Below are 24,995 nucleotides of genomic sequence, written 5' to 3' on the forward strand. Positions count from 1 at the left end.
TGATGATTATTCGCTGTAAAAGCCGGTATCTGCGGATGCCGGGTATTTTTATGGAATGAATATCTGCGCGGGATCTCGATAACATGAATAATATCTCAGTAACCCCAAAAGGTGGGACGATTGCTTCTGAGCTGAGTGGTAATCAAGTTAATTTGACCGCTCCGAGTGTGGTTCAGTTGCATCTTAATCAGTCTGATATTAAGTCTTTCACACGCAATGGTAATGATTTAGTTGTTACAACAAAGTCTGGTGAAGTGGTTGTTATTCATAATTTTTACAGCCCGAATGGCGATAGCGATCTGGTTCTGTTAGACGATCGCGGCGCGATGTGGTGGGTTGAAGATCCCGGTACAGAAGGTTTCCATTACGTCTCCATCGATAGCACTGAAGGCCTGTTAGCCGAAAACACCACTAACGACGGCACCATCGCCGCCTTTGGTATTGGTGGCGCAGCCCTGGCCGGTTTAGGTGCACTGATTGCAGGCGGCGGCGGCGGCGGCGGTGGTGGGGGAAATTCCACGCCGGGCGACAATGAGGGTGGCAACAATGGCGGTAATAACGGCGGAAATAATGGGGGCAATAACGGCGGTAACAATGGCGGGGGCGATACTACAGCGCCAGGCGCCATTAGTGACCTGGTGATCGGTGACAACGTTGGCCCGTATCAGGGCACGATTGGCGCTGGTGCCATTACCGATGACAACACCCCAACCCTGAGTGGCACCGCCGAAGCGGGTGCGATTGTTAGCGTTTACGATGGCACCACGCTGCTCGGTACCGTTACCGTAGGGGCCGATGGCCGCTGGAGCTTTACCACACCTGCGCTGGCAGACGGCCAGCACAGCCTAACGGCAACGGTGACTGACGCTGCCGGTAATACCAGTGCCGCTACAAATCCGGTGGATTTCACCGTTGATACCGTACCACCCGCGATTACTGGCGTGAGCGTGGAGAACAATAGCGGCTCTACCGTGCTGCCCGTGACCAACGGCGGCGCAACCAACGACACCACGCCAGTGCTCAGGGGCACGGCCGAAGCGGGCAGTATTATTACCATTCGTGATGGTGATACCGTGCTTGGCAGCGTTACCGTAGCAAGCAATGGCACATGGAGCTTTACCAGTCCAGCCCTCGATCAAGGCAGCCACACGCTGAGCATCACCGCCACCGATGCGGCAGGTAATTCCAGCCCCGCCACCACCATTACCTTTACCGTTGATACCTACGCGCCCGCCGCTGCGACGGGCCTCTCTCTTGGCGATGGTTCGGGCACGATAAATAACGGCGGCACAACGGATGACAGCACGCCAACGCTCAGTGGGATAGGTGAAGCGGGTGCCACAATCAGCGTGTATGACGGGCAAACGCTGCTCGGCACGGCGGTAGTCGACGCGAATGGCGCCTGGAGCTTCACGACGCCAACATTAAGTAACGGCGCTCATAGCTTTACCGTCACCCAAACCGATGCGGCCGGTAACGTTGGCCCGGCTTCTACGGCCTATGGCGTGACCATTCAGGCAGATGCCCCTCCAGCCACCACCTCACTGGAAATCACCGATGACTCCGGCAATACGCTGGTCCAGCTCGGCAATGGTGCCAGCACGCACGACAGCACGCCAACGCTCAGCGGTCTGGCCACGGCGGGGGCACTGATTACCCTGTACAACGGCAGCACGGTGCTGGGAAGCGTCGTTGCGGGTAGCGATGGACAGTGGACATTCACACCCGCCGCGCTCGCGGATGGCTCTTATGCGTTCCACGCCTCAGTGGAAGACACCTCTGGCAATGTCACCCAAACGCCAATCATCACCATCACCATTGATACCGTCGCCCCGGCCGCGGCCGGTGATTTACAACTGAGTGACAACGCAGGCAGCACGGCAGAGCCTATCGCTTCTGGCGGTGCGACCAATACGACTACGCCGGTGCTGAGCGGGACGGCTGAACCCGGCAGCACTGTCACCGTGCGCGATGGCGACACCGTGCTGGGCAGTGCTACCGTGGGCAGCAATGGCACGTGGAGTTTCACTTCACCCGTGCTCTCTGAAGGTGACCACAGTCTCACTACCACCGTCACCGATCCTGCGGGTAACGTGGGGCCGGCATCCGATCCGATCAACTTCAGCGTGGATACCCAGCCACCAGCGGCAGCCAGCAATGTGGTGGTAAGCGATGATGTCGGTGTTTCCACCGGCCCGCTGACCGCTGGCGCGACCACCGATGACAGCACGCCAACCTTAACCGGTAATGGCGAGGCGAACGCGATCGTTAAAATTTATGATGGCAGCACGCTTTTGGGCAGCGTTGCGGTGGGCAGCGACGGTAGCTGGAGCTTTACCACACCCGCGCTGAATAATGGCCCGCATACGTTAAGCGTGACGGTGACCGATGCGGCAGGCAATGTCAGCCAGGCGACAACCGGATTTGGTTTCACCGTGGATGCTGGCGTGCCGCCCACCAACAGTACGCTTGAGATCACCGACGACAGCGGTAATACCTTGAAAGTCCTGTCCGAGGGCGCCAGTACGCACGATACCACGCCAATCCTCAGCGGATTGGCCTCGGCAGGGGCGGTTGTCACACTGTACAACGGCACGGAAGTGCTGGGCAGCACCACGGCTGGAGCCGATGGGCAGTGGAGCTTCACGCCAGCCGCGCTGATCGACGGCACGTATGCCTTCCACGCAACGGCGACCGATACCGCCGGTAACGTAACCGATTCTGCTACTCTCACCATCATCATCGATACCGTGGCACCGTCCGCGACAGGCGATCTGCAACTGACCGCTAACAGCGGCAGCGTGGTGACACCGATTGAGTCAGGCAGCACCACCAACGACAACACGCCAATATTGCGTGGTACCGCGGAGCCGGGCAGCATCGTCACTGTCCTCGACGGCACGACGGTGCTGGGAAGCGCGACGGTAGGCAGCAACGGCAGCTGGAGCTTTACCTCGCCAACGCTGAGTGAGGGCAATCATAGCCTGACCACCACGGTCACCGATGCCGCCGGTAACACGGGCCCAGCTTCAACGCCGATTACACTCACTGTTGATACCACCCCGCCGGCGCAGGTGGGCGACCTGGTGATTGCGGATAACGTCGGCGCAATCCAGGGGCCCTTAACCTCCGGTGATATCACCGATGACCGTACCCCGATCCTCAGTGGCACCGGTGAGCCGAATGCCACTATCAGCATTTACGATGGCACGACGCTACTGGGCATTACCAGCGTGGGCGCAGATGGCAGCTGGAGTTTTACCACGCCAACGCTGAGTAATGGCAGCCACACGTTCACCGTCACGGCCACCGATACCGCAGGCAACGTTGGTCCGGCCACGCCACCGGTAATCGTGACCGTGAACGCGGATATTCCACCCGCGAGCGCGTCACTGGAAGTTACTGATGAGAATGGCAACACCGTTGCACAGCTTACTGACGGTGCCAGCACCAATAACGACAGCCCGGTTCTCAGCGGTTTGGCGGGCGCGGGCAACATTATCACCTTGTATGACGGTAATACGCTGCTTGGTAGCACCACGGCCGACAGTAATGGCCAGTGGATTTTCTACACCCAAAACCTGTCCAATGGTGCGCACGCGCTGCACGGCACGATTACAGATGCGAACGGCAACGTCACCGATACGGCGACCATCAACATTACCGTTGATACCCTCGCACCGGATGCGGCGAGCGGTGTTGAACTGACCAATGACACCGGCAGCATCACGCAGCCGATTATCTCCGGCAGCGCCACCAATGACGCCACGCCAGTGCTAAGCGGTACGGCGGAAGCAGGCAGCAAAGTGACCATCCTTGATGGCACCACCGTGCTCGGTACGGTTACCGTAGGCGGCGATGGTAACTGGAGCTTCACGACTCCAGCGTTGGGCGACGGTAATCACAGCATCACCACCACCGTGACCGATGCGGCCGGTAACGTCAGCCCCGCGAGCGCGCCGATTGCCTTCAGTGTGGATACCAGCGCGCCAGCCGCAGTAAGCGGCCTTGTCGTGACCGATAATGTCGGCAGCAGCACGGGTCCGCTGACCTCGGGCGCAACCACCGATGACAGTACGCCAACTCTTACGGGTACCGCCGAAGCGGGATCGGTGGTGCGGGTTTATGACGGCACTACGCTACTGGGCTCGACGACTGTCGGCGGCAACGGAAGCTGGAGCTTTACGCCAGAGGCGGCGCTGACCAACGGCCAGCACAGCCTGACCACCACGGTGACCGACGCGGCAGGCAATGTCAGCCCGACTTCACCGGCCTTTAGCCTTAATGTTGACGCCGGTGTTCCGGCCACCAACAGCTTGCTGATCGTGACGGATGACAGCGGCAGCACGTTGGTTGAACTGCCAAACAACGCCAGCACCCACGACACGACGCCGATTTTGAGCGGGCAGGCGGGCGCGGGTGATGTAATCACGCTGTACAACGGTACGACGGTTATTGGCAGTGTGGTAGCAGGAACCGATGGTCAGTGGAACTTTACTCCAGCGGCTCTGGATGACGGCACGTACGCCTTCCACGCCACCGCCACCAATGCCACCACCGGCGTGGTAACGGATACGCCAACCATTACCATCACCATTGATACCGTGGTGCCGACGGCACCCGCTGACGTGGGGCTGACCGACGGCTCAGGCGATCCGATCCCACAAGGCGGCAGCACCAATAACAACACGCCGACCCTGACGGGAACCGGCGAAGCGGGCAGTACGGTGACCATCTCAGATGGTACCACCGTGCTTGGCACCACTACGGTGGATAGCGACGGCAACTGGAGCTACACCACGCCTGCGCTGAGCGATGGTAATCATAGCCTGACATCTACCGTTACCGATCCGGCTGGCAACACCAGCCCGGCCTCTTCACCTGTGACGGTGACGGTTGATACTCAACCGCCAGCCGCAGCAGGCAATGTCCACTTCAGTAACGAGGACGGCACGCCGATTGCGGCGGGCGGTTCCACCAATGACACAACGCCAACCTTAAGCGGCAGCGCGGAGCCGGGCAGCATCGTAACGGTCTCTGATGGCACCACCGTGTTGGGTACCGCCACCACCGGCAGCGATGGCAACTGGAGCTTTACGCCAGACAATGCGTTAAGCGAAGGACAGCACAATCTCACCACCACGGTTACCGATACGGCGGGTAACGTTGGCCCGGCTTCTTCCGTGGTGATTGTGATTGTTGATACCACACCACCGGCTGCGGCTACCGATCTGCAGCTCGCGAACGATAGCAGTGGTACGCCGGTGCCCGTGGCCGAGAACGGTGCCACCAACGATGTGACCCCCGTGTTGAGCGGTCGCGCGGAGCCGGGCAGTACCGTCACCGTTTCTGATGGCACGACCGTGCTCGGCACCGCCACCGTCGGCAATGATGGCAGCTGGAGCTTTACCTCCCCGACACTTGGCGATGGCCCGCATAGCCTGACCACCACCGTGACCGATTCTGCCGGTAACGTTGGCGCGCCAAGTGCGCCATTGACCTTTACCATCGATACCACCGCACCTGCCGCACCCGGTGGTGTGCAGCTCAGTAACGATACCAGCGGCACGCCAGTACCGATTAGCTCCGGCGCGGCGACCAATGATCCTACGCCGGTGCTGAGCGGAACCGCCGCAGCAGGCAGTACGATTACGGTCTCTGATGGCGGCACCGTGCTGGGCAGCGTTACCGTGGGCAGCGGCGGGGAATGGAGCTTTACCACCCCAGCGCTGAACGAGGGCAACCATAGCCTGACCGCGACGGTGACCAGCCCGGCAGGCAACACCAGCGCCCCATCGGCACCGATTTTGGTTACCGTGGATATCACGCCGCCAGCAGCGGCGACCGATTTGCAATTGAGCAACAACGAAGGTGGCACATCCGTGCCGATTGCGGCAGGTGGCACCACTAACGACACCACACCAGCGTTGAGCGGTACGGCGGAAGCGGGCAGCACCGTGACGGTGCTGGATGGATCCACCGTGCTGGGTACCGCCACCGTCGGCAGTGACGGAAGCTGGAGCTTTACTCCGACGACGCCGCTCACCGCTGGCGAACATACGCTTACCACGACGGTAACCGATGCGGCAGGCAACGTGGGCGCAGCGTCCTCGCCTATCACCGTAAACATTGACACCACTCAGCCGCCTGCGGCAGAAAACGTGGTGCTCAATAATGACGATGGCAGCACGCCGGTGCCGATTGCCTCCGGCGGTGCGACCAACGACACCACACCGGCGATCAGCGGTACGGCAACCGAAGGCAGCATTGTCACCATACGTGATGGCAACACGGTACTGGGCAGCGTCACCGTCGGCAGCGATGGAAGCTGGAGCTTCACCACACCAACGCTGAGCGAGGGCGCACACAGCCTGACCACCACGGTGACCAGCTCGTCCGGTAACGTTAGCGAACCATCAACGCCGATTGCCTTTACCGTCGACACGCAGGCACCGGCAACGTCAAGTGAACTGCAACTCAGCAACGATGGCGGTACGGCGATTGCAGCAGGCGGGGTCACCAACGACAGCACGCCAGTGCTAACGGGCAGCGCAGAAGCCGGCAGTATCGTCACGGTACGTGATGGCAACGCCGTATTGGGCACGGCTAACGTTGATAGCGAGGGCAACTGGACCTTCACGCCCGCGACGCCGCTGGGCGAGGGCAGCCACAGTCTCACCACCACGGTAACCGATGCGGCAGGTAACAGCAGCGGGGCTTCCACGCCAATTGTCTTCACCGTGGATACCACGCCACCCGTCGCGGCCACCGATCTGCAACTCAGCAATGACAACAGCGGCACGGCGGTGCCAATTGATACCGGCGGCCGTACCAACGACACCACGCCAGTGCTGAGTGGTAATGCCGAAGCGGGCAGCATCGTCACGGTGCTTGATGGCACCACGGTGCTGGGCAGTACAACCGTAGGGACCGATGGTCAATGGAGCTTTACGCCTGCAACGCCGCTGGACACAGGTTTGCACAGTTTCACCACCACGGTAACCGATGCGGCCGGTAACGTCGGTCCGGCATCGGCGGCCATCGCGGTGACCATCGATACCACGCCACCGCCTGCTGCGGCTGACGTTGTGCTCAATAACGATCAGGGCACGACGCCAACACCCATCGCCTCCGGTGGTGCAACCAATGACACCACTCCGGTGTTGAGTGGTTCTGCGGAAACCAACAGCATCGTCACCGTGCGCGATGGCAACACGGTATTGGGCTCAGTCATTGTTGGTAGCGATGGCACATGGAGCTTCACCACCCCGGCCCTGAGCCAGGGCCAGCACAGCCTGACGGCGACGGTGACCGATGACGCAGGCAACATCAGCACGCCTTCCCCAGCCATCACCTTTACCGTGGATACCGAAGCGCCGTCTGCGGCCATTGATCTGCAGCTGAGCAATGATTCAGGTGAAACGGCGATACCGATTGCCGCAGGCGGCGCGACCAATGACACCACGCCACTGTTGAGCGGCAGCGCCGAAGCGGGCAGTACGGTCATTATTTCTGATGGTAGCAACGTACTGGGCTCCGTAGTGGTTGGCGACGACGGCAACTGGAGCTTCACCTCGCCCACCCTCGGTGAGGGTCCACATAGCCTGACCACCACCGTGACCGATGCGGCGGGTAACGTTAGCGCACCATCCGCCGCACTGGAATTTAACATCGATCTTACGCCACCGGCGGCACCGAACGATATTACGCTGAGTAATAACAATGGCAGCTCGCCCGTCGCCATTGATGGAGGCAGCAGCACCAACGACGCCACACCGCTTATCACGGGAACGGCTGAAGCCGGTAGCACGGTAACCGTGCTGGATGGCGGCACCGTGCTGGGCACCGCGATTGTCGGCAGCGATGGTAACTGGAGCTTCACTTCGCCGCTGCTGGGCGAAGGCGGCCACAGCCTGACGGCGACGGTGACCGATCCTGCAGGCAACGTGGGCCCAGCCTCTGCACCGGTTACGTTTAGCGTTGATACCGTTGCACCGGCTGTGGCGACTGACCTCGTGCTGAACAATGATAATGGCAGCACGCCGGTACCGATTGCCAGCGACGGCACGACCAACGACAGCACGCCAGTGTTGAGCGGTGTGGCAGAAGCGAACAGCATTGTCATCGTCTCTGACGGCACCACCGTGTTAGGAAGCGCCATCGCCAATGCACAGGGCGACTGGAGCTTCTCACCGACGCTGACCGATGGCACACATAATCTGAGTGTCACCGTGCGCGATGCCGCAGGTAACACCAGCGCACCGAGCGCCACCGTGACGGTGACGGTGGATACCGTTGCGCCGCCGGCCGCAACTGAGCTGACGCTGACCAATGATGTAGGCGGTGCGGCCATCGCCATTCCAAACGGCGGTCTGACTAACGACAACACGCCAGTGCTAAGCGGTGCGGGGCAAGAAGGCAGCATCATTACCGTCTCCGATCAGAATGGCGTGCTGGGATCGGTCGCCGTCGGCGCTGGCGGTACATGGAGCTTCACCCCGCCAGTGGCGCTGGCTGATGGCTCTCACACGCTGAGCGTGACGGCAAGCGATGCCGCTGGCAACGTCAGCGCACCGACCACCATTAACGTGGTAGTGGACGCCACGCCGCCGGCCGCCGCCGCAGAGATTATCGTCAGCAATGATGATGGCGCCTCACCGGTTGCTATTGCTAATGGCAGTATCACCAATGACAACACGCCATTCCTTACCGGCACGGCAGAAGCGGGCAGCACGGTAATTATTCGTGATGGTGACGCAATTCTTGGCAGCGCTTCGGTGGGCAGTAACGGCCAGTGGAGCTTCGCCTCACCGGTGCTGGGTGACGGTCCGCATAGCCTGACCACCACGGTGGTTGATGCCGCTGGTAATGTGAGCCCGGCCTCAACGGCAATCGACTTCAACGTCGATACCTCGGTGCCTGCCGCCGCAACGCTGGAAGTCAGAAACGATGATGGTACGACGCCAGTGCTGGTACCGAATGGCACCAGCACCAATGACAACACGCCGCTGCTGAGTGGCAACGCCGAAGCGGGTAGCGTGGTGACCATTTACGATGGCAATGTGGTGATAGGTTCAACCACCGCGATTGCCGATGGCACATGGAGCTTCAACTCCCCGACCCTGACCGATGGTTCGCATACGTTGACCGCAACGGTTACCGATGAGGTGGGTAACGTCAGTGCTCCGTCGGCCAGCTTTACCGTGCTGGTGGATGCCACGGCTCCGCAGCCGGCGGAAGGTCTGCTGCTGCAGAACAATAACGGCGGCACGCCAGTCACCATTGCTGACGGCGGCATTACCAACGACAGCACGCCTGCGATCAGCGGTACGGCGGAAGCCAATGCCATCGTCAGAGTCTACGACGGCACCACGCTGGTGGGGTCAGCGGTGGCAGGCAGCGACGGCGCATGGAGCATCACCACCACGGCGCTGGCCGATGCGACTCATACGCTGAACGTCACCGTGACGGATGCAGCCGGTAACGTCAGTTCCAATGCTGCGGTATCGCTAACGGTGGATACCTCAATACCAGCAGCGGTACTGAGCTTTGCTGTCTATAACGACGTCAGCACCACGCCGGTACAGGTAGCGGATAATGGGAATACCAACGACAACACGCCAGTCATTAGCGGGACCGGTGTGGCGGGTACGACCATCAATATCTACGACGGCGATAACCTGCTCGGCACCACCACGGTGGGCGATAACGGAGTCTGGCGCTTCGTAACCGCAGAGCTGGGCGAGGGGCAGCATAGTTTCACCGTCTCGGTGACCAACGCAGCGGGTACCACCGGTGCGGAAGCGATACCGATTACGATTAATATCGATACCGTGCCACCGGTGGCGGTCACCGATGTGGTGATCACCGATAATGCCGGCACCAGCACCGGTGAACTTACGCAAGGCCAGACTACCGATGACAACACACCAACGCTAAGCGGCTCAGCCGAGAGCGGAAGTGTGGTCTCCATCTACGATGGCACCACGCTGTTAGGCAGTGTGACGGCCGTTGACGGCGCGTGGAGCTTCACCACCGCCGCGCTGAGCAATGGCAGCCATAGCTTCACCGTAACGGTGAAAGATGAAGCTGGCAACGTGGGCCCGGCCTCGCCGGACTTCACCATCATCATCGAAGCCGGTTTACCGCCGGCCACCACCACGCTGGAGATTACGGATAACAGCGGCAGCACGCTGGTCGAGCTGACAAATGGCGCTTACACCAAAGACAGCACGCCAGCACTGAGTGGACTGACTGAAACAGGCAATATTGTCAGGATTTTCGATGGTGAAACCGAGCTGGGTAGCGTCACCGCCGATGCCAATGGGCAGTGGAGTTACACGCCTGCAGCATTGACGGAAGGGGCTCATGCTATCTCCGTGCTGGTGACGGATGCCACCGGCAACAATGGTGTCCAGTCAGATCCGATTACCATCAACGTTGACATCACGGCGCCCGTGGCGGTGACCGACCTTGAGGCCGCCAATAACAACGGCAGCACGCCGGTGCCGATTGCCAACAACGGCATCACCAACGACAGCACACCGCAGCTCACCGGTACGACGGAAGCGAACGGCATTGTCACCGTTTACGATGGCAACACCGTTATCGGATCGACCACGGCGAATGGCAGCGGGGAGTGGAGCTTTACTTCTCCAACCCTTAATCAGGGTAACCATGCGCTGAGCGTAACGGTGACCGATGCCGCAGGTAACGTCGGACCTCGCTCTGATGTGGTGGATCTCACCGTGGATACCGTGGCACCTAACGCCTCAACGCTGGTGGTCACCAATGATGTGACCAGCACGACGGTGCCGAACGGCGGTGCTACCAACGACAACACGCCAACCCTGAGCGGTACGGCGGAAGTCGGCAGTGTGATCACCGTGTATGACGGTACGACGGTGCTGGGTTCGGTGGCTGCCGGAACGGGCGGCGCGTGGACCTTCACCACCGCCGAGCTGGGTGAGGGTAGCCATTCATTCAGCGTGCGTGTCACCGATGCCGCGGGTAATACCAGCGTGGCATCAAGCACTGCTACGGTGGTGGTCGATACGGTGGCACCAGCGGGCATCGACGACCTTATCGCGGTGAACAACAACGGCAGCTCGCCGGTGCAGATTGCCGCAGGCGGCACCACCAACGACAGCACGCCAAACTTGAGCGGTACGGCGGAAGCGGGCAGCATCGTTAAAATTTTCGATGGCAGCACCCAGATTGGTTCGGTGACGGCGGGCAGCAATGGCGCGTGGAGCTTCACGTCGCCAACGCTCTCTGATGGTCTGCACACGCTGAACGTCACGGCGACCGATGCGGCAGGCAACGTTAGCCCGAACGCATCGGTCAGCCTCACCGTGATCACTGCGGCACCGACGCCCGTCAGCGATCTGGTGGTTTCTGACAACGTGGGCGCAACGCAAGGAACGCTTGTCAACGGCGCCGCTACCGATGACAACACGCCAACGCTGAGTGGCACTGCGACAGCAGGCAACGTGGTGATCATCTCAGACGGCAACACGGTGCTTGGCTCGGTAGTGGCGGGTAGCAACGGCGCATGGAGCTTTACCCCGGCAGCCCTGAGCGAAGGTGCGCATCCGTTGAGCGTCACGGTGCGTGATGCGGCGGGTAACACCAGCAGCGCCACCACCTTCACCGTCAACGTGGATACAGTGGCACCCGCTAACGCTACGCTGCAGATCACCAATGACGCGACGGGCAATACGGTGCCGAACGGCGGATCCACCAACGACAGCACGCCAACGCTAAGCGGTACGGCGGAAGCGGGCAGTAAAGTGTCTATTTATGATGGCGCTACGCTGCTGGGCACGGCGACCGCCAGCGATACGGGCACCTGGAGCTTCACCACGGCTGTACTGGGCCAGGGCGCGCACCCATTGAGCGTCACGGTGACGGATGCCGCCGGTAACGTCAGCGGCAGCACTTCGGCGACCGTCACCATCGATACCGTGGCACCGCCTGAGGTGACGGGGCTGGGCGCCGCCAACAACAACGGCAGCACGCCAATCGCGATTGCCGCGGGCGGTAGCACCAATGACAACACGCCAGCGCTGAGCGGCTCGGCGGAAGCGGGCAGTATCGTGAGAGTTTACGATGGCGGCACGCTGATCGGTTCGGTCACCGTAGGCAGCAACGGCAACTGGAGTTTCACCACGCCAACCCTGGCAGACGGCCCACACACGCTTAACGTTACGGCGACCGATGCGGCGGGCAACGTCAGTCCCAATGCTTCCTTCGCCTTGACGGTAGATACCGTGGTACCTGCGCCAGTGACGAACCTGGTGATCACCGATGATGTCGGTACCAGTCAGGGCCCGCTGGCCAACGGCGCGGTCACCGATGACGCCACGCCAACCCTGAGCGGCACGGCAGAAGCGAACGCGATTGTCACCATCTACGACGGCAGCACGGTGCTGGGTTCCGTTACTGCGGGCACCAACGGCGCCTGGACCTTTACCACGGCGACGCTCAGCAACGGGACCCACCCGCTGAGCGTGACGGTGAAAGATGCCGCGGGTAACACCAGTGCGGCCACCACGCCGGTTTCTATCACCGTGGATACCGTGGCGCCGACCGCCTCAACGCTGGTGATCACCAACGACGTCACCAATACCACGGTGCCGAGCGGCGGTGCCACCAACGACACCACGCCAACCCTGAGCGGCGTGGCGGAAGCGGGCAGCATCGTTAAAATTTTCGATGGCAGCACCCAGATTGGTTCAGTAACGGCGGGCAGCAATGGCGCGTGGACCTTCACCACCGCGTCACTGACGCAGGGCACGCATCCGCTGAGCGTGACGGTAATGGATGCCGCCGGCAATGTCAGCGGCACTACCTCGGCGTCGGTGATTATCGATACCACGCCGCCGGCAGCGGTTACCAACCTGGTGGCCTCGAACAACAACGGCAGCACGGCGGTGACCATCCCGAATAATGGTGCCACCAACGACAGCACGCCGCTGTTGACGGGTTCTGGTGAAATCGGTGCGAAGATCAGCGTCTACGACGGCAGCACGCTGCTGGGCACCACCACGGTGGGCAGCAACGGTACCTGGAGCTTCATTGCTACCACGCTGAGCAACGGAACGCACACGCTGAACGTCACGGCAACCGATGCGGCGGGCAACGTGAGCCCGAATGCGTCAACGACGTTGACCATCGATACCGTCGCCCCTGCGCCGGTGACGAACCTGGTGATCACCGATGATGTCGGCACCAGTCAGGGCCCGTTGGCTAATGGTGCAATCACCGATGACGCCACGCCAACCCTGAGCGGCACGGCGGAAGCGAACGCGATTGTCACCATCTACGACGGCAGCACGGTGCTGGGATCGGTTACTGCGGGCACCAACGGCGCATGGACCTTCACCACGGCGACGCTCAGCAACGGGGCCCATTCGCTGAGCGTAACGGTGAGCGATGCAGCAGGTAACACCAGTGCAGCTACCACGCCGGTTTCCATCACCGTGGATACCGTGGCACCAATAGCTTCAACGCTGGTGATCACCAACGACGTCACCAACACCACGGTGCCGAGCGGCGGTGCCACCAATGACACCACGCCAACCCTGAGCGGCGTGGCGGAAGCCGGCAGCATCGTTAAAATTTTCGACGGCAGCACCCAGATTGGTTCGGTGACGGCGGGCAGCAACGGCGCGTGGACCTTCACCACCGCGGCACTGACGCAGGGCACGCATCCGCTGAGCGTGACGGTAACGGATGCCGCCGGCAATGTCAGCGGCACTACCTCGGCGTCGGTGATTATCGATACCACGCCGCCGGCAGCGGTCACCAACCTGGTGGCCTCGAACAACAACGGCAGCACGGCGGTGACCATTCCCAACAACGGCATCACCAACGACAGCACACCGCTGTTGACCGGTTCTGGTGAAATCGGTGCGAAGATCAGCGTCTACGACGGCAGCACGCTGCTGGGCACCACCACGGTGGGCAGCAACGGCAGCTGGAGCTTCATTGCTACCACGCTGAGCAACGGTGCGCACACGCTGAACGTTACGGCAACCGATGCGGCGGGCAACGTGAGCCCGAACGTGTCGACCACGCTGACCGTCGATACCGTCGCGCCAGCGGCCAGTACGCTCACCATTGTTGACGATGCGGGCAGTACGCCTGTGACGCTGACCAATGGCGCGTACACCCGCGACACCACTCCGGTGCTGAGCGGTACCGCGGAAGTCGGCGCAGTGGTGACCATTTTCGATGGCAGCACCGCGCTCGGTTCCGTCACGGTAGGCGCAGGAGGAAGCTGGACCTTCACCACCGCCGCGTTGGCAAACGGTGCGCATCCGTTGACCACCACCGTGACGGACTCGGCGGGCAACGTCAGCACCGGTAATACAGCGGTAACGGTGAACGTTGATACCGTGCCACCTGCTGCAGTGAGCGGTCTGGCGATTGACGCGACAGGTACCACCGTAACCGGTAGCGGCGAAGTCGGCGCGACGGTCACCGTGCGTGATGCCAGCGGGGCATCGCTGGGTACTGCGACGGTAGGTGCGGGCGGTGCATGGTCGGTTAACCTGACCACAGCCCAGACCACCGGTGCTTCCCTGTCGGTTATCCAGACGGACCGTGCGGGTAACGTCTCAACGAGCACACCGCTCACCGGGGCGATTCGTATTGTGGCCACCAATGACACCAACGAGGTGGACTACAGCACCACGCAGGCGACGGTCAACAACGGTACCACCAGCGTTTCGCATGTGGCACTTGCCAACGTGGGATTGGGCAGCGTCCTTAATGCTACCGTGCTCTCCAACGGTAATGCCTATGTGTTTAGCGTCGGCAATGACGATACGCGCAGCGTGACCCTCAACGGTTCGGTGGGCGGGATCAGTCTGATCTCAACCTACTCCATGTACCTCTATGAGCAGCAGACCAATGGCACCTGGCTGTTGATCAATACCCGATCTAATTACCTGTCAACCGGCTTGATTTCTCTGGGTACGCAAACCGGCGCCAACGTGACCTATAGCAATCTGGGCACCGGCACCTATGCCGTGGTGATTGGATCCAACGTGAGCGTCAACCTGCTGCCGACCACCACCATCAGCACGGTATCCGATTTCACCACGCTGGCGGTAACGGTGGCGGCAACGGTGACAGGTAACCTGCTGACCAACGACACCAGCTCCGTCGCCGGTACGATTCCGACGGGGACGGCGATTACCACGGTGTCTGGCAGCGTGGTGGGATCGAGCGGGAATACGGTGATCAACACCACGTACGGTACGCTGACCATCGACTCGCACGGTAACTACACCTATGTACTGAAGGCCGGTCTGGATATCGACACGCTGCCTACCGCGGACACCTTTAGCTACTCGGTAAGGGATGCCAGCGGTGCGGTGACCTCGGCAACCTTGACGGTAAACCTGCATAACGGTGCGTCAACCAGCACGCTGGTAACCACCAACAGTCTGTTTACCGAAGCGGCAAATGACCACGATGCCAGCGGCAGCATCTACGGTTCGTCAACCGCCAGCCATAGCGGAACCTTGAGCATCACTAATGAACACGGCGATATCACCACCGTGCACAGCGTGGGCACAACGACGGTTGCGGGGGACTACGGGGTGCTGACGATTGCGGCCAACGGCAGCTATACCTACTCGCTTAATGCGGGCGTGGATGGACAATCTATCACGCACAAAGAGGTGTTCAGTTATACCCTGGCGGCCAGCGATGGCACCATCACCACGCAGTCGTTCACCATCGAGCTACACCCAACCATCACAGGCACTGCCGGGGCTGACACGCTTTCTGGTGGCGCTTACGACGACACCATCACCAGTGGTGCCGGCGCCGATACGTTGGTGTATCACTTGCTGGCGAGCGCCGATGCGACCGGCGGTAACGGTCACGATACCTGGACCGACTTCAATGTTGCGCAGGGCGACAAAATTGACGTCAGCAACTTGCTAATCGGCTGGAATGATTCCACAAGTAATATTAATGATTTCGTGAAAGTGGACCATACTTCAGACGGTAATACGGTGCTCTCAATTGACCGTGATGGTAGCGGTACGGGTTACAGCGCAACGCAGCTGATTACGCTGGAAGGCGTGAACGTTTCGCTGGAGGAGTTGCTGCAACAACCGCACCAAACCCACACGGTCTAGTAACTCGGTGAAGCAGGGATGCAGTAAGGGCACAAGGATGTGCCCCTTTCTCTTTAATGACTGGTGGACTATCGATGGAACTGATGCACTCAGGCGCAACTTTTCGCCGTTCGTTTAAGCTCAGCGTTCTCTGTGCGGGCATGGCTTTACTTTACAGTTCTCAACTTTTAGCGGCCAGTGACGCGTTAACCCGCGCGGGGCAGATCACCTCGGCAGGTTTAGCGCAACAGCAAGAACTCCCTTCATTAACCGGTGAGGTGGCCGAACCCGCACTGGCAAACGTACCCGACTTTCTCACCATTAATCAGGCGGTACAGCGCGCTGTCCAGTGGCATCCGGATATCGCCGAGGCCGTGGGCAAGATGCTGGAACAGGCCAATCAGGTTGATGTGGCGAAAGCCAAATACTATCCGCAGATCAGCGCCGGTATGAACAACGGCTACAGCAACGCCTACAGCGAGAAGGGCTTCAGCCCGTCGTTTGTGCTGTCGGTGTCGCAGATGCTGTATGACTTTGGCAAGGTGAGTAGCTCGGTACGCTCCGCCGAAGCCGGCGTGGCGCAGGAGCAGGCCAACGTATTGGTCAGCATCGATACCGTCGCGCACGATACCGCTGCGGCATTGGTGGAAGTGCAGGGTTATCAACAGCTGGTGACAATTGCCCAGCAGCAGCTGGCGGCGCTGAGTAAAATTGGCGATCTGGCGCGGCAGCGTAATGAAGAGGGCGCGGCTTCACTCTCCGATGCCACGCAAACTGATGCGCGTATCGAAGGTGCGCGCACCACGTTAATCCAGTATCAGGCCAATCTTGACCGCTGGCGCGCCACGCTGGCGACCTATCTCGGCTGGCCGCTGGTGAAGAAGGTTAGCGATGATTTCCCTGCCAAACTGACCCAATCCTGTCAGGTGGCGAAAGCCGATGACAAGCTCAATCCCTCGGTATTAGCGGCCTGGGCGCAGGCTAATCAGGCGCAGGCCAAGCTCGATAACGCCAATGCGCAGAACATGCCAACCATTTCGCTGGAGCCGCAGGTAACGCACTATCTCAACAATCACTATTCCGGCAGCGAGACGCTGGATCGCACGCAATATTCGGCGTTTGTGAAAGTGGAAATGCCGCTGTATCAGGGCGGCGGTATCACCGCCAGCCGGGATGCGGCAGCCAATGCCTTGCAGGCCGCCAATGCGGCCGTCAACTCGGCGCGACTGAAAGCGCGCCAGCAGCTGAGTGAATCGCAGAACGAGTCGCAAAGCCTGTCGCTGAGCCTCGCGATTATGGGACGGCAGCAGTCGCTGGGCGAGAAAACCCAGTCGCTGTATCAGGATCAGTATCTGCAACTCGGCACGCGTCCTTTACTGGATGTTTTGAACGCCGAGCAGGAAGTGTTCCAGACGCGTTTCACCCTGCAGCAAACCATCAGCCAGTTACGCTCACTGCAGCTCGATTGCCTTTACAGCACCGGACATATGCGGTCAGCGTTTGCACTGAATAATCAGCGGATCCAGTCCGTGGAGATCCAGCCATGACGCAATTACAGATTCCCGATGCGCCCGACAGCGCCTCCGGGGGCAACGTGCCCTTACACGGATGGGCCACCGCCATCATCCTGATTGCCACCCACTATCGCTTGCCCTGTTCGCCGGGCATGATCATGGCCGCCGCCGAATGGCAGGGCAAACAGACGCGCGACAAAGCGCTGCGCCATCTGGCGCGTCAGGCGGGTTTATCGCTGCAGCTGTATGAAGAGAATAAGTGGGAGATCACCAGCTGGCGGCTGCCGCTGGCGATAGAGCTGGCCGATGGCCAGGTGGGCGTCATTACCCAGTTTGACGGTGACGATGAAGTGCGCGTGCACTTCGCCGGTGATGAGCAGCCCGCGCCGATTGCGCTGGCAACGCTGCTACCGGAAATTCGCTTTGCCGCCGCGCTGCGTCCGGTTACCGCGGCCAAGGACAGCCGCGTTGATCGCTATCTCGCCGGGGTAAAGCCGGACTGGCTGCGCCGCCTGGTGCTGCACGATCTGCGACCTTACGGCTACGTGATGCTGGGATCGTTCCTGATCAACCTGCTGGCGCTGGTTGGCATCATCTTCTCGATGCAGGTGTACGATCGCGTGATTCCGGCGCAATCCTATCCAACGCTGTATGTGCTGTATATCGGCGTAATTATCTCGGTGGTGTTTACCTACATCCTGCGCGTCGGGCGCGATCACGTCACCGATCTGCTGGGTAAACGCGCCGACATGCGCGTCTCCGATCGTGTCTTTGGTCACGCGCTGCGGCTGCGCAACAGCGCCGTACCGCGTTCGACCGGCACCTTTATCTCACAGCTGCGCGAGCTGGAGTCGATCCGCGAAATGGTCACCTCCACCACGGTGACGGCGATTGTTGATATGCCGTTCTTCCTGCTGTTCCTGCTGGTGATGGCGATTATCGCACCGCAGCTGGCGTGGATTGCGCCAGTGGCGGTGCTGTTGATGGTGCTGCCGGGCGTGATGAGCCAGAAAAATCTGTCAAAACTGGCGCAGCAGAATCTCAAGGAGTCGACGCTGCGCAACGCGGTGCTGGTGGAAAGCGTGCAGGGGCTGGAAGACATCAAGCTGATGCAGGCGGAAGATCGCTTCCTGCAACAGTGGAACAGCTACATTCGCATCACTGCGCAATCCGGCGTCGAGATGCGCAAGGTAATGCACTCGCTGATCACCTGGGGCGTGACGGTGCAAGGTTTGGTGTATGCCAGCGTGATCGTGATTGGTGCGCCGATGGTGATCGACGGCGATATCACCACCGGTGCTATTGTTGCCGCCTCGCTGCTCTCGTCGCGCATGATTGCGCCGATGGCCACGCTGTGCGGCGTGCTGGCGCGTTGGCAGCAGGTAAAAGCGGCAAAAGGCAGCCTCGATGCGCTGATGAACTTGCCCGTGGAAAACAGTAAGGACGAGACGCGGATCCACTCGCCGGTGCTGTTTGGTCACTACCAATTTACCGACGCGATGTTTCGTTACTACACCGATTCGCTGACTATCGCGCTGCGCATCAAAAGTCTGACCATCAAGCCCGGCGAGCGTGTTGCGGTGCTGGGGCGCAACGGATCGGGTAAATCAACGTTGCTGCAGGCGATGATCGGCGGCATCGATCTCGTCGGCGGCGAGCTGCGGCTGGATAACCTCAGCCTGCCACATATTGATGTGGCGGATGTGCGGCGCAACGTCGGCCTGCTGACGCAAAATGCGCGCCTGTTCCACGGCACGCTGCGTGAAAATCTCACCCTCGGCGCGGCGCACGCCACCGATGATGCGATCTTCGGCGCGCTGACCGTGAGCGGTGGGGCAGATTTTATTCGTCGTCTGCCGCTCGGCCTCGATCATCCGATCATGGAAGGCGGCACGGGATTGTCAGGTGGCCAGCGCCAGTCGCTACTGCTGGCGCGCATGCTGTTGCGCGATCCCAATATTATCCTGTTGGATGAGCCGACGGCAGCGCTCGACGATCACACTGAGAAAGAGTTTATTGAGCGTCTCGGTCAGTGGTTGAACGGCCGCACGCTGATCGTGGCGACGCACCGCGCGGCGATCCTCGCGCTGGTGGATCGTGTGCTGGTGCTGAAGGAGGGACAGCTGGTGATGGATAGCCCGAAAGAGAATGCTCTGCCGCCGCCGCGCGCCAGTGGCGGCCAGCCGGAGGCGCAAGCATGATAAAACAACTCCCGGCACGACTGCGGCTGGTGACCGCAGCAGAAGTGGATTCCTCCGACGATCTGTTGGGCGAGCTGCGATCCGAAACTCACTACACCGGCGCGGTGCGCCTGATTGTCATCAGTACCGCGTTGATTCTGATTACGGTGATCTGGGCGTGGTTTGGCGTGCTGGATGAAGTTTCTACCGGCACCGGCAAAGTGATTCCCAGTTCGCGCGATCAGGTGTTGCAATCGCTGGAGGGCGGCATCCTGACTGAACTCTATGTGCATGAAGGCGATCAGGTGCAGGCCGGGCAAATCGTCGCGCGCCTTGATGCCACTCGCTCGCAATCCAACGTCGGAGAGAGTGCGGCACGCTATCGCGCTGCGCTGGCTGCGGCTGCGCGTCTGACTGCCGAGGTAAACGATCAGCCGCTGACGTTTCCGGCGGAGCTGGATAAATTTCCCGATCTGAAGGCCTCAGAAGCGCGGCTGTACAAAACCCGCCGCGCACAGCTCGCTGATGCCACCGCGCAGTTTAATCAGTCACTGGCGCTGGCCAACCGCGAGCTGGCTATCACTCAGCGGCTGGCGAAAACTGGCGCCGCCAGTAGCGTAGAGGTGCTGCGCCTGCAGCGCGATAAGTCAGATCTGGAGCTAAAGCTCACGGATATGCGGTCGCAATATTACGTGCAGGCGCGTGAAGAGCTGGCAAAGGCCAACGCCGAAGCCGACAGCATGGGACAAGTGGTGAAAGGGCGGGAAGACACGGTAACGCGTATGACCATTCGTTCGCCGATGCGCGGCATCGTGAAAAACATCAAAGTCTCCACCGTTGGCGGCGTAGTGCCACCGAATGGCGAGCTGATGAATATTGTGCCAATGAACGATCGCCTGCTGATTGAAGCGCGCCTTTCACCGCGTGATATCGCTTTTATCCATCCCGGCCAGCGCGCGGTGGTGAAGATCTCGGCTTATGATTACGCGATTTATGGCGGCCTTAACGGCGTGGTAGAGAGTATCTCGCCGGATACCATTCAGGATGAGGTCAAACCAGAGATTTACTATTACCGCGTGTTTATTCGCACCGATAACGACTTTGTGCAGAATAAAGCCGGAAAACGCTTCTCCATCAGTCCGGGAATGGTTTCTACGGTGGATATCAAAACCGGTGAGAAGACGATAATGGATTACCTGATCAAACCGTTTAACAAAGGTAAGGAGGCGATGCGCGAACGCTGATTTACGCGGGTCGCCAGGGACGGCGACCTAACCATTTTCTGCCTATTAAAGCCTGTTTCTTCTTCCCTCTTCAGAATAAATCAATCCTTTCAATAAGAACGGCCTCAAAGCTTGCTAAAGGCGACATAACTGTCAGGTAACCGCACTTTTAGCTACGCGCAAAAAGCATAAAAATAGCGCCTGTTCGAATTTTCGACTGATTACACATTACGTCTTATGTATCAATGCCGTCACTGGGATGAAGGGGTTGCTACAGAATCTGCAACACCTTCACACACAGGAACTGGTATGTCTGCAACTCGCGTCTCCGCTGGTTCGGCGCAGAGCGTCGAGCCGATCGCCTCTGTCACCGCTAGAGAGACAGGCTCCATCGGCATATTTTCCTCCGGCATTTGGCGCATTCCGCATCTGCGCACTTTTCTGTCACAGCCGTGCCACAAGCTCTCTGCACGCCGCGCGATACCTGACGACATCACCACCGTTGCGGTGTGGGGCCATCGGCCCAGCGCGCATAAGCCGGTGGAGATGGCGCTGGCGGCAGGTAAACCCATCTTGCGGCTGGAAGATGGGTTTATCCGCTCGCTGGATTTAGGCGTAAATGGCGCGCCGCCGCTCTCGATGGTGCTGGATAGTGAGGGCATCTATTACGATGCGCGCCAGCCCAGCACGCTGGAGCGATTGATCCAGGATCGTACTGGCAATCAGGCGCTGCATGCTGACGCACAGCAGGCGATGGATATTATCGTGGCGGGGGGTTTGTCGAAATACAATCACGCCCCGGCGTTTAGCGCGGGCGAAATGCTAAAGCGCGAAATCGTGCTGGTGGTGGATCAAACCTTCAACGATGTGTCGGTGCAATATGGCAACGCGTGTGCAGAGCATTTTGCTGCGATGTTACAGGCTGCACTGGATGAAAACCCGCGCGCTATGGTGTGGGTGAAAGTCCATCCGGATGTGTTGCAGGGCAAAAAAGCCGGCTATTTCGCCCATCTGCAAGCCTCTGCGCGGGTGCATCTGATGGCGGATAACGTTAGCCCGCAGTCGCTGCTGCGTCACGTCTCGCGGGTGTATGCGGTGACGTCGCAATATGGCTTTGAAGCGCTGCTGGCGGGTAAACCGGTGACCTGCTTTGGTCAGCCGTGGTATGCGGGCTGGGGCTTAACCGACGATCGCCATCCCAAGGCGCAACAGCTGGCGCAGCGTCGTGGCAACGCCACGCTGCATGAACTGTTTGCTGCCGCTTATCTGCGTTACTGCCGCTACATTCATCCGGTGAGCGGTACAGCCGGGACTCTGTTTGATGTGCTGAACTGGCTACAGTTGCAGCGCCGTCATCAGCAGCAGCGCCATGGACATTTATGGGCGCCGGGCTTAACGCTGTGGAAATCGACCATCCTCAAACCGTTTCTGCGTACGTCGGCTAATCGCTTGAGTTTTGCGCCGCGCAGTCGTCAGGCCACAGCCTGCGTGGTGTGGGGCGTGCGACATGAACAGCGCTGGCAGGACAAACTGCGCGGGCGGCATCTGCCGATCTGGCGTATGGAAGATGGCTTTTTGCGTTCCTCCGGTTTGGGCTCGGATCTGCTGGCGCCGCTGTCGCTGGTGCTGGATAAACGCGGCATCTATTACGATGCATCGCGGCCGAGCGATCTGGAAGAGTTGCTGAATAACAGCGATCTTACCCCGGCGCAGCGGCTGCGTGCCGAGCAGCTGCACCAGCGCTTAGTGGCAACCAAAATCAGCAAATATAACCTTGGTGCGGAGTTCATCCTACCGGCAGCAGCTAAGGGCAAACGCGTGCTGCTGGTGCCGGGCCAGGTGGAAGATGATGCTTCGATTGCAACCGGCACCTTCGCCATCAATACCAATCTGGCGTTATTGCGTATCGTACGCGAACGCAATCCTGACGCGTTCATTATTTATAAACCCCATCCCGATGTGCTTGTCGGCAACCGTAAAGGTGATATTGCCGCCGAAGAGGTGGCGCGCTTAGCGGATTATCAGGCACTCGATGCCGATATTATCCAGTGCATTCAGCGTGTTGATGAGTTGCATACCATGACCTCGCTGTCTGGATTTGAAGCGTTACTGCACGGCAAGCAAGTGCACTGTTACGGCATGCCGTTTTACGCCAACTGGGGCGTGACCGTTGACGAATACCGCTCCAGCCGTCGCCAGCGTCAGTTAACGCTAGCGGACCTGGTTTATCAGGCGCTGATTGCCTATCCCACCTATATCCATCCGGTACGACAGAACGCGATAAGCGTGGAAGAGGCGGTGACGTGGTTGCATGAAGCGCCGCGAGCGCAGATGCAGCTTTGCAGCGGCAAAAAAGGCTATGCCATACGGCAATCACGCAAACTGGCGATGGTGCTAAAAGTCGCGCTGCGTAAATATCAATTTTAAATGAAGGTAAGTGATGAAAGGGAATGCCTTTAAAAAACTGATGGCCGGTAAAAAATATCTTTTACTGCAGGGCCCAATGGGACCTTTTTTTAACGATATTGCTGAATGGCTGGAATCTCACGATCGTGAAGCCGTGAATGTGGTATTTAACGGTGCCGATCGTTTTTACTGTCGCCAGCGTAAATATCTGCCTTATTTAAAATCAGAAAAACAATTTCCGACATGGCTGCGCGATACGCATCAGGAATATAATTTCGATACGATTCTTTGTTTCGGTGATTGTCGGCCTATGCATTTGGCGGCTAAGCGCTGGGCACAGGCGAGAGGAATTCGTTTTATTGCGTTTGAAGAGGGCTATTTGCGTCCGCACTTCATTACGGTAGAAGAGGGCGGCGTGAATGCCTTTTCATCATTACCGCGCGATCCCGAGTTCTATCGCCAATTACCTGAAATGCATGCGGTGCAGATTGAACCCTTCCAGCCTTCCACCCAGAAGCGCATTGGCCACGCCATGTGGTATTACGCCGTCGGCTGGTTTTATCGCCATGAATTTAAAAACTATCGCCACCATAAGTCCTTCTCTCCCTGGTATGAAGCCCAGTGCTGGGTAAGGGCTTACTGGCGTAAGCAGTGGTACGGCTGGCGTCAGCGCAATGTGTTATCCCAACTGCAGTCCAGCCTGGATCAGCGTTTTTTCCTCGCGGTTTTGCAAGTCTACAATGACAGTCAGATTCGCAATCATAGTCCGTATGAAGATGTGCGCGATTATATTAATGAAGTGATCTTTTCATTTTCAAAGGGCGCATCGCGTGATGCGTTTTTAGTGATTAAGCATCATCCCATGGATCGCGGGCACCGCTTATATGCGCCTCTGATTAATAAGCTGTGCAAAGATTATGGCGTCGCGGGCAGAGTCATCTATGTTCACGATTTACCTTTGCCTGAACTGCTGAATCATGCAAAAGCCGTTATCACCATCAACAGTACCGTTGGCATCTCGGCATTAATCCATGGAAAGCCGCTAAAGGTTATGGGCAACGCGTTTTATGATATTCAGGGATTAACCTATCAGGGACAGCTGAATCAATTCTGGAATGCCAGCTTTAAACCGGACATGGGATTATTTAAGAAGTTCAGAACTCATATCATTGCTAATACGCAGATCAATGCGGTTTATTACGGTGGTGATAAACAACGTCGTGAAGGGGAAAGAAGCGTGGTCTTCAGGGAGATGAATGAAAGAATAGATGTGGTGTGATAGGTACAATATTATTAAGTCCTTAGCTTGACATCCTGATATCATTTAGGATATGTAGACGAAGAATAATATTGAATCGCTGTACTTCTTAGACTAATAGATTGCAAGAAAACGCAAAAAATTTATGAAGGGTGAATCGGCACATAAGTTTATTTGTTTGGAAATATAATTAGAAATGAAAGAGATGAAAATGGCGGTCAGGGAAAGAAATTTGGCGATGAGTGGTTTTTATTAACTAGCCCGTCAACTCTGAT

The 24,995-nt window shown here is 59.0% G+C and carries 6 protein-coding genes; all 6 read left to right on the plus strand.

The window, feature by feature from the left end:
• The first annotated feature begins 83 nt into the window (after positions 1 to 83).
• The 6 genes from ACIP6T_RS19050 to ACIP6T_RS19075 all read left to right on the plus strand — a co-directional run bounded on the left by ACIP6T_RS19050 (position 84) and on the right by ACIP6T_RS19075 (position 24,741).
• Entirely contained in the window at positions 84 to 16,160 is a 16,077-nt protein-coding gene (locus ACIP6T_RS19050; protein WP_400458384.1) for an Ig-like domain-containing protein, read from the plus strand.
• A 74-nt stretch (positions 16,161 to 16,234) separates the two neighbouring features.
• Entirely contained in the window at positions 16,235 to 17,686 is a 1,452-nt protein-coding gene (locus tag ACIP6T_RS19055) for a TolC family outer membrane protein (RefSeq protein WP_400458386.1), read from the plus strand.
• Complete coding sequence (locus tag ACIP6T_RS19060; protein WP_400458387.1) at positions 17,683 to 19,854, plus strand: type I secretion system permease/ATPase; 2,172 nt, start codon at positions 17,683 to 17,685, stop codon at positions 19,852 to 19,854. Before ACIP6T_RS19055 ends, ACIP6T_RS19060 begins: the two co-directional genes overlap by 4 nt.
• Positions 19,851 to 21,077 (plus strand): HlyD family type I secretion periplasmic adaptor subunit, encoded by a 1,227-nt coding sequence (locus ACIP6T_RS19065; RefSeq protein ID WP_400458388.1) that lies wholly within the window; start codon positions 19,851 to 19,853, stop codon positions 21,075 to 21,077. The genes ACIP6T_RS19060 and ACIP6T_RS19065 overlap by 4 nt, the downstream gene beginning before the upstream one ends.
• A gap of 288 nt (positions 21,078 to 21,365) precedes the next feature.
• On the plus strand, positions 21,366 to 23,483 hold the full coding sequence (locus ACIP6T_RS19070; RefSeq protein WP_400458390.1) for a capsular polysaccharide biosynthesis protein: 2,118 nt from the start codon (positions 21,366 to 21,368) through the stop codon (positions 23,481 to 23,483).
• A 13-nt stretch (positions 23,484 to 23,496) separates the two neighbouring features.
• Positions 23,497 to 24,741 (plus strand): capsule biosynthesis protein, encoded by a 1,245-nt coding sequence (locus ACIP6T_RS19075; protein WP_400458569.1) that lies wholly within the window; start codon positions 23,497 to 23,499, stop codon positions 24,739 to 24,741.
• Positions 24,742 to 24,995: the final 254 nt, after the last annotated feature.

It is taken from the genome of Pantoea sp. NPDC088449 (assembly GCF_044753225.1).
Taxonomy (GTDB): domain Bacteria; phylum Pseudomonadota; class Gammaproteobacteria; order Enterobacterales; family Enterobacteriaceae; genus Pantoea; species Pantoea floridensis.

Excerpts from the sequence above, each read along its gene's own strand:
- ACIP6T_RS19050 (WP_400458384.1), top strand. The coding sequence starts at position 84 with ATGAATAATATCTCAGTAACCCCAAAAGGTGGGACGATTGCTTCTGAG.
- ACIP6T_RS19055 (WP_400458386.1), top strand. The coding sequence starts at position 16,235 with ATGGAACTGATGCACTCAGGCGCAACTTTTCGCCGTTCGTTTAAGCTC.
- ACIP6T_RS19060 (WP_400458387.1), top strand. The coding sequence starts at position 17,683 with ATGACGCAATTACAGATTCCCGATGCGCCCGACAGCGCCTCCGGGGGC.
- ACIP6T_RS19065 (WP_400458388.1), top strand. The coding sequence starts at position 19,851 with ATGATAAAACAACTCCCGGCACGACTGCGGCTGGTGACCGCAGCAGAA.
- ACIP6T_RS19070 (WP_400458390.1), top strand. The coding sequence starts at position 21,366 with ATGTCTGCAACTCGCGTCTCCGCTGGTTCGGCGCAGAGCGTCGAGCCG.
- ACIP6T_RS19075 (WP_400458569.1), top strand. The coding sequence starts at position 23,497 with ATGAAAGGGAATGCCTTTAAAAAACTGATGGCCGGTAAAAAATATCTT.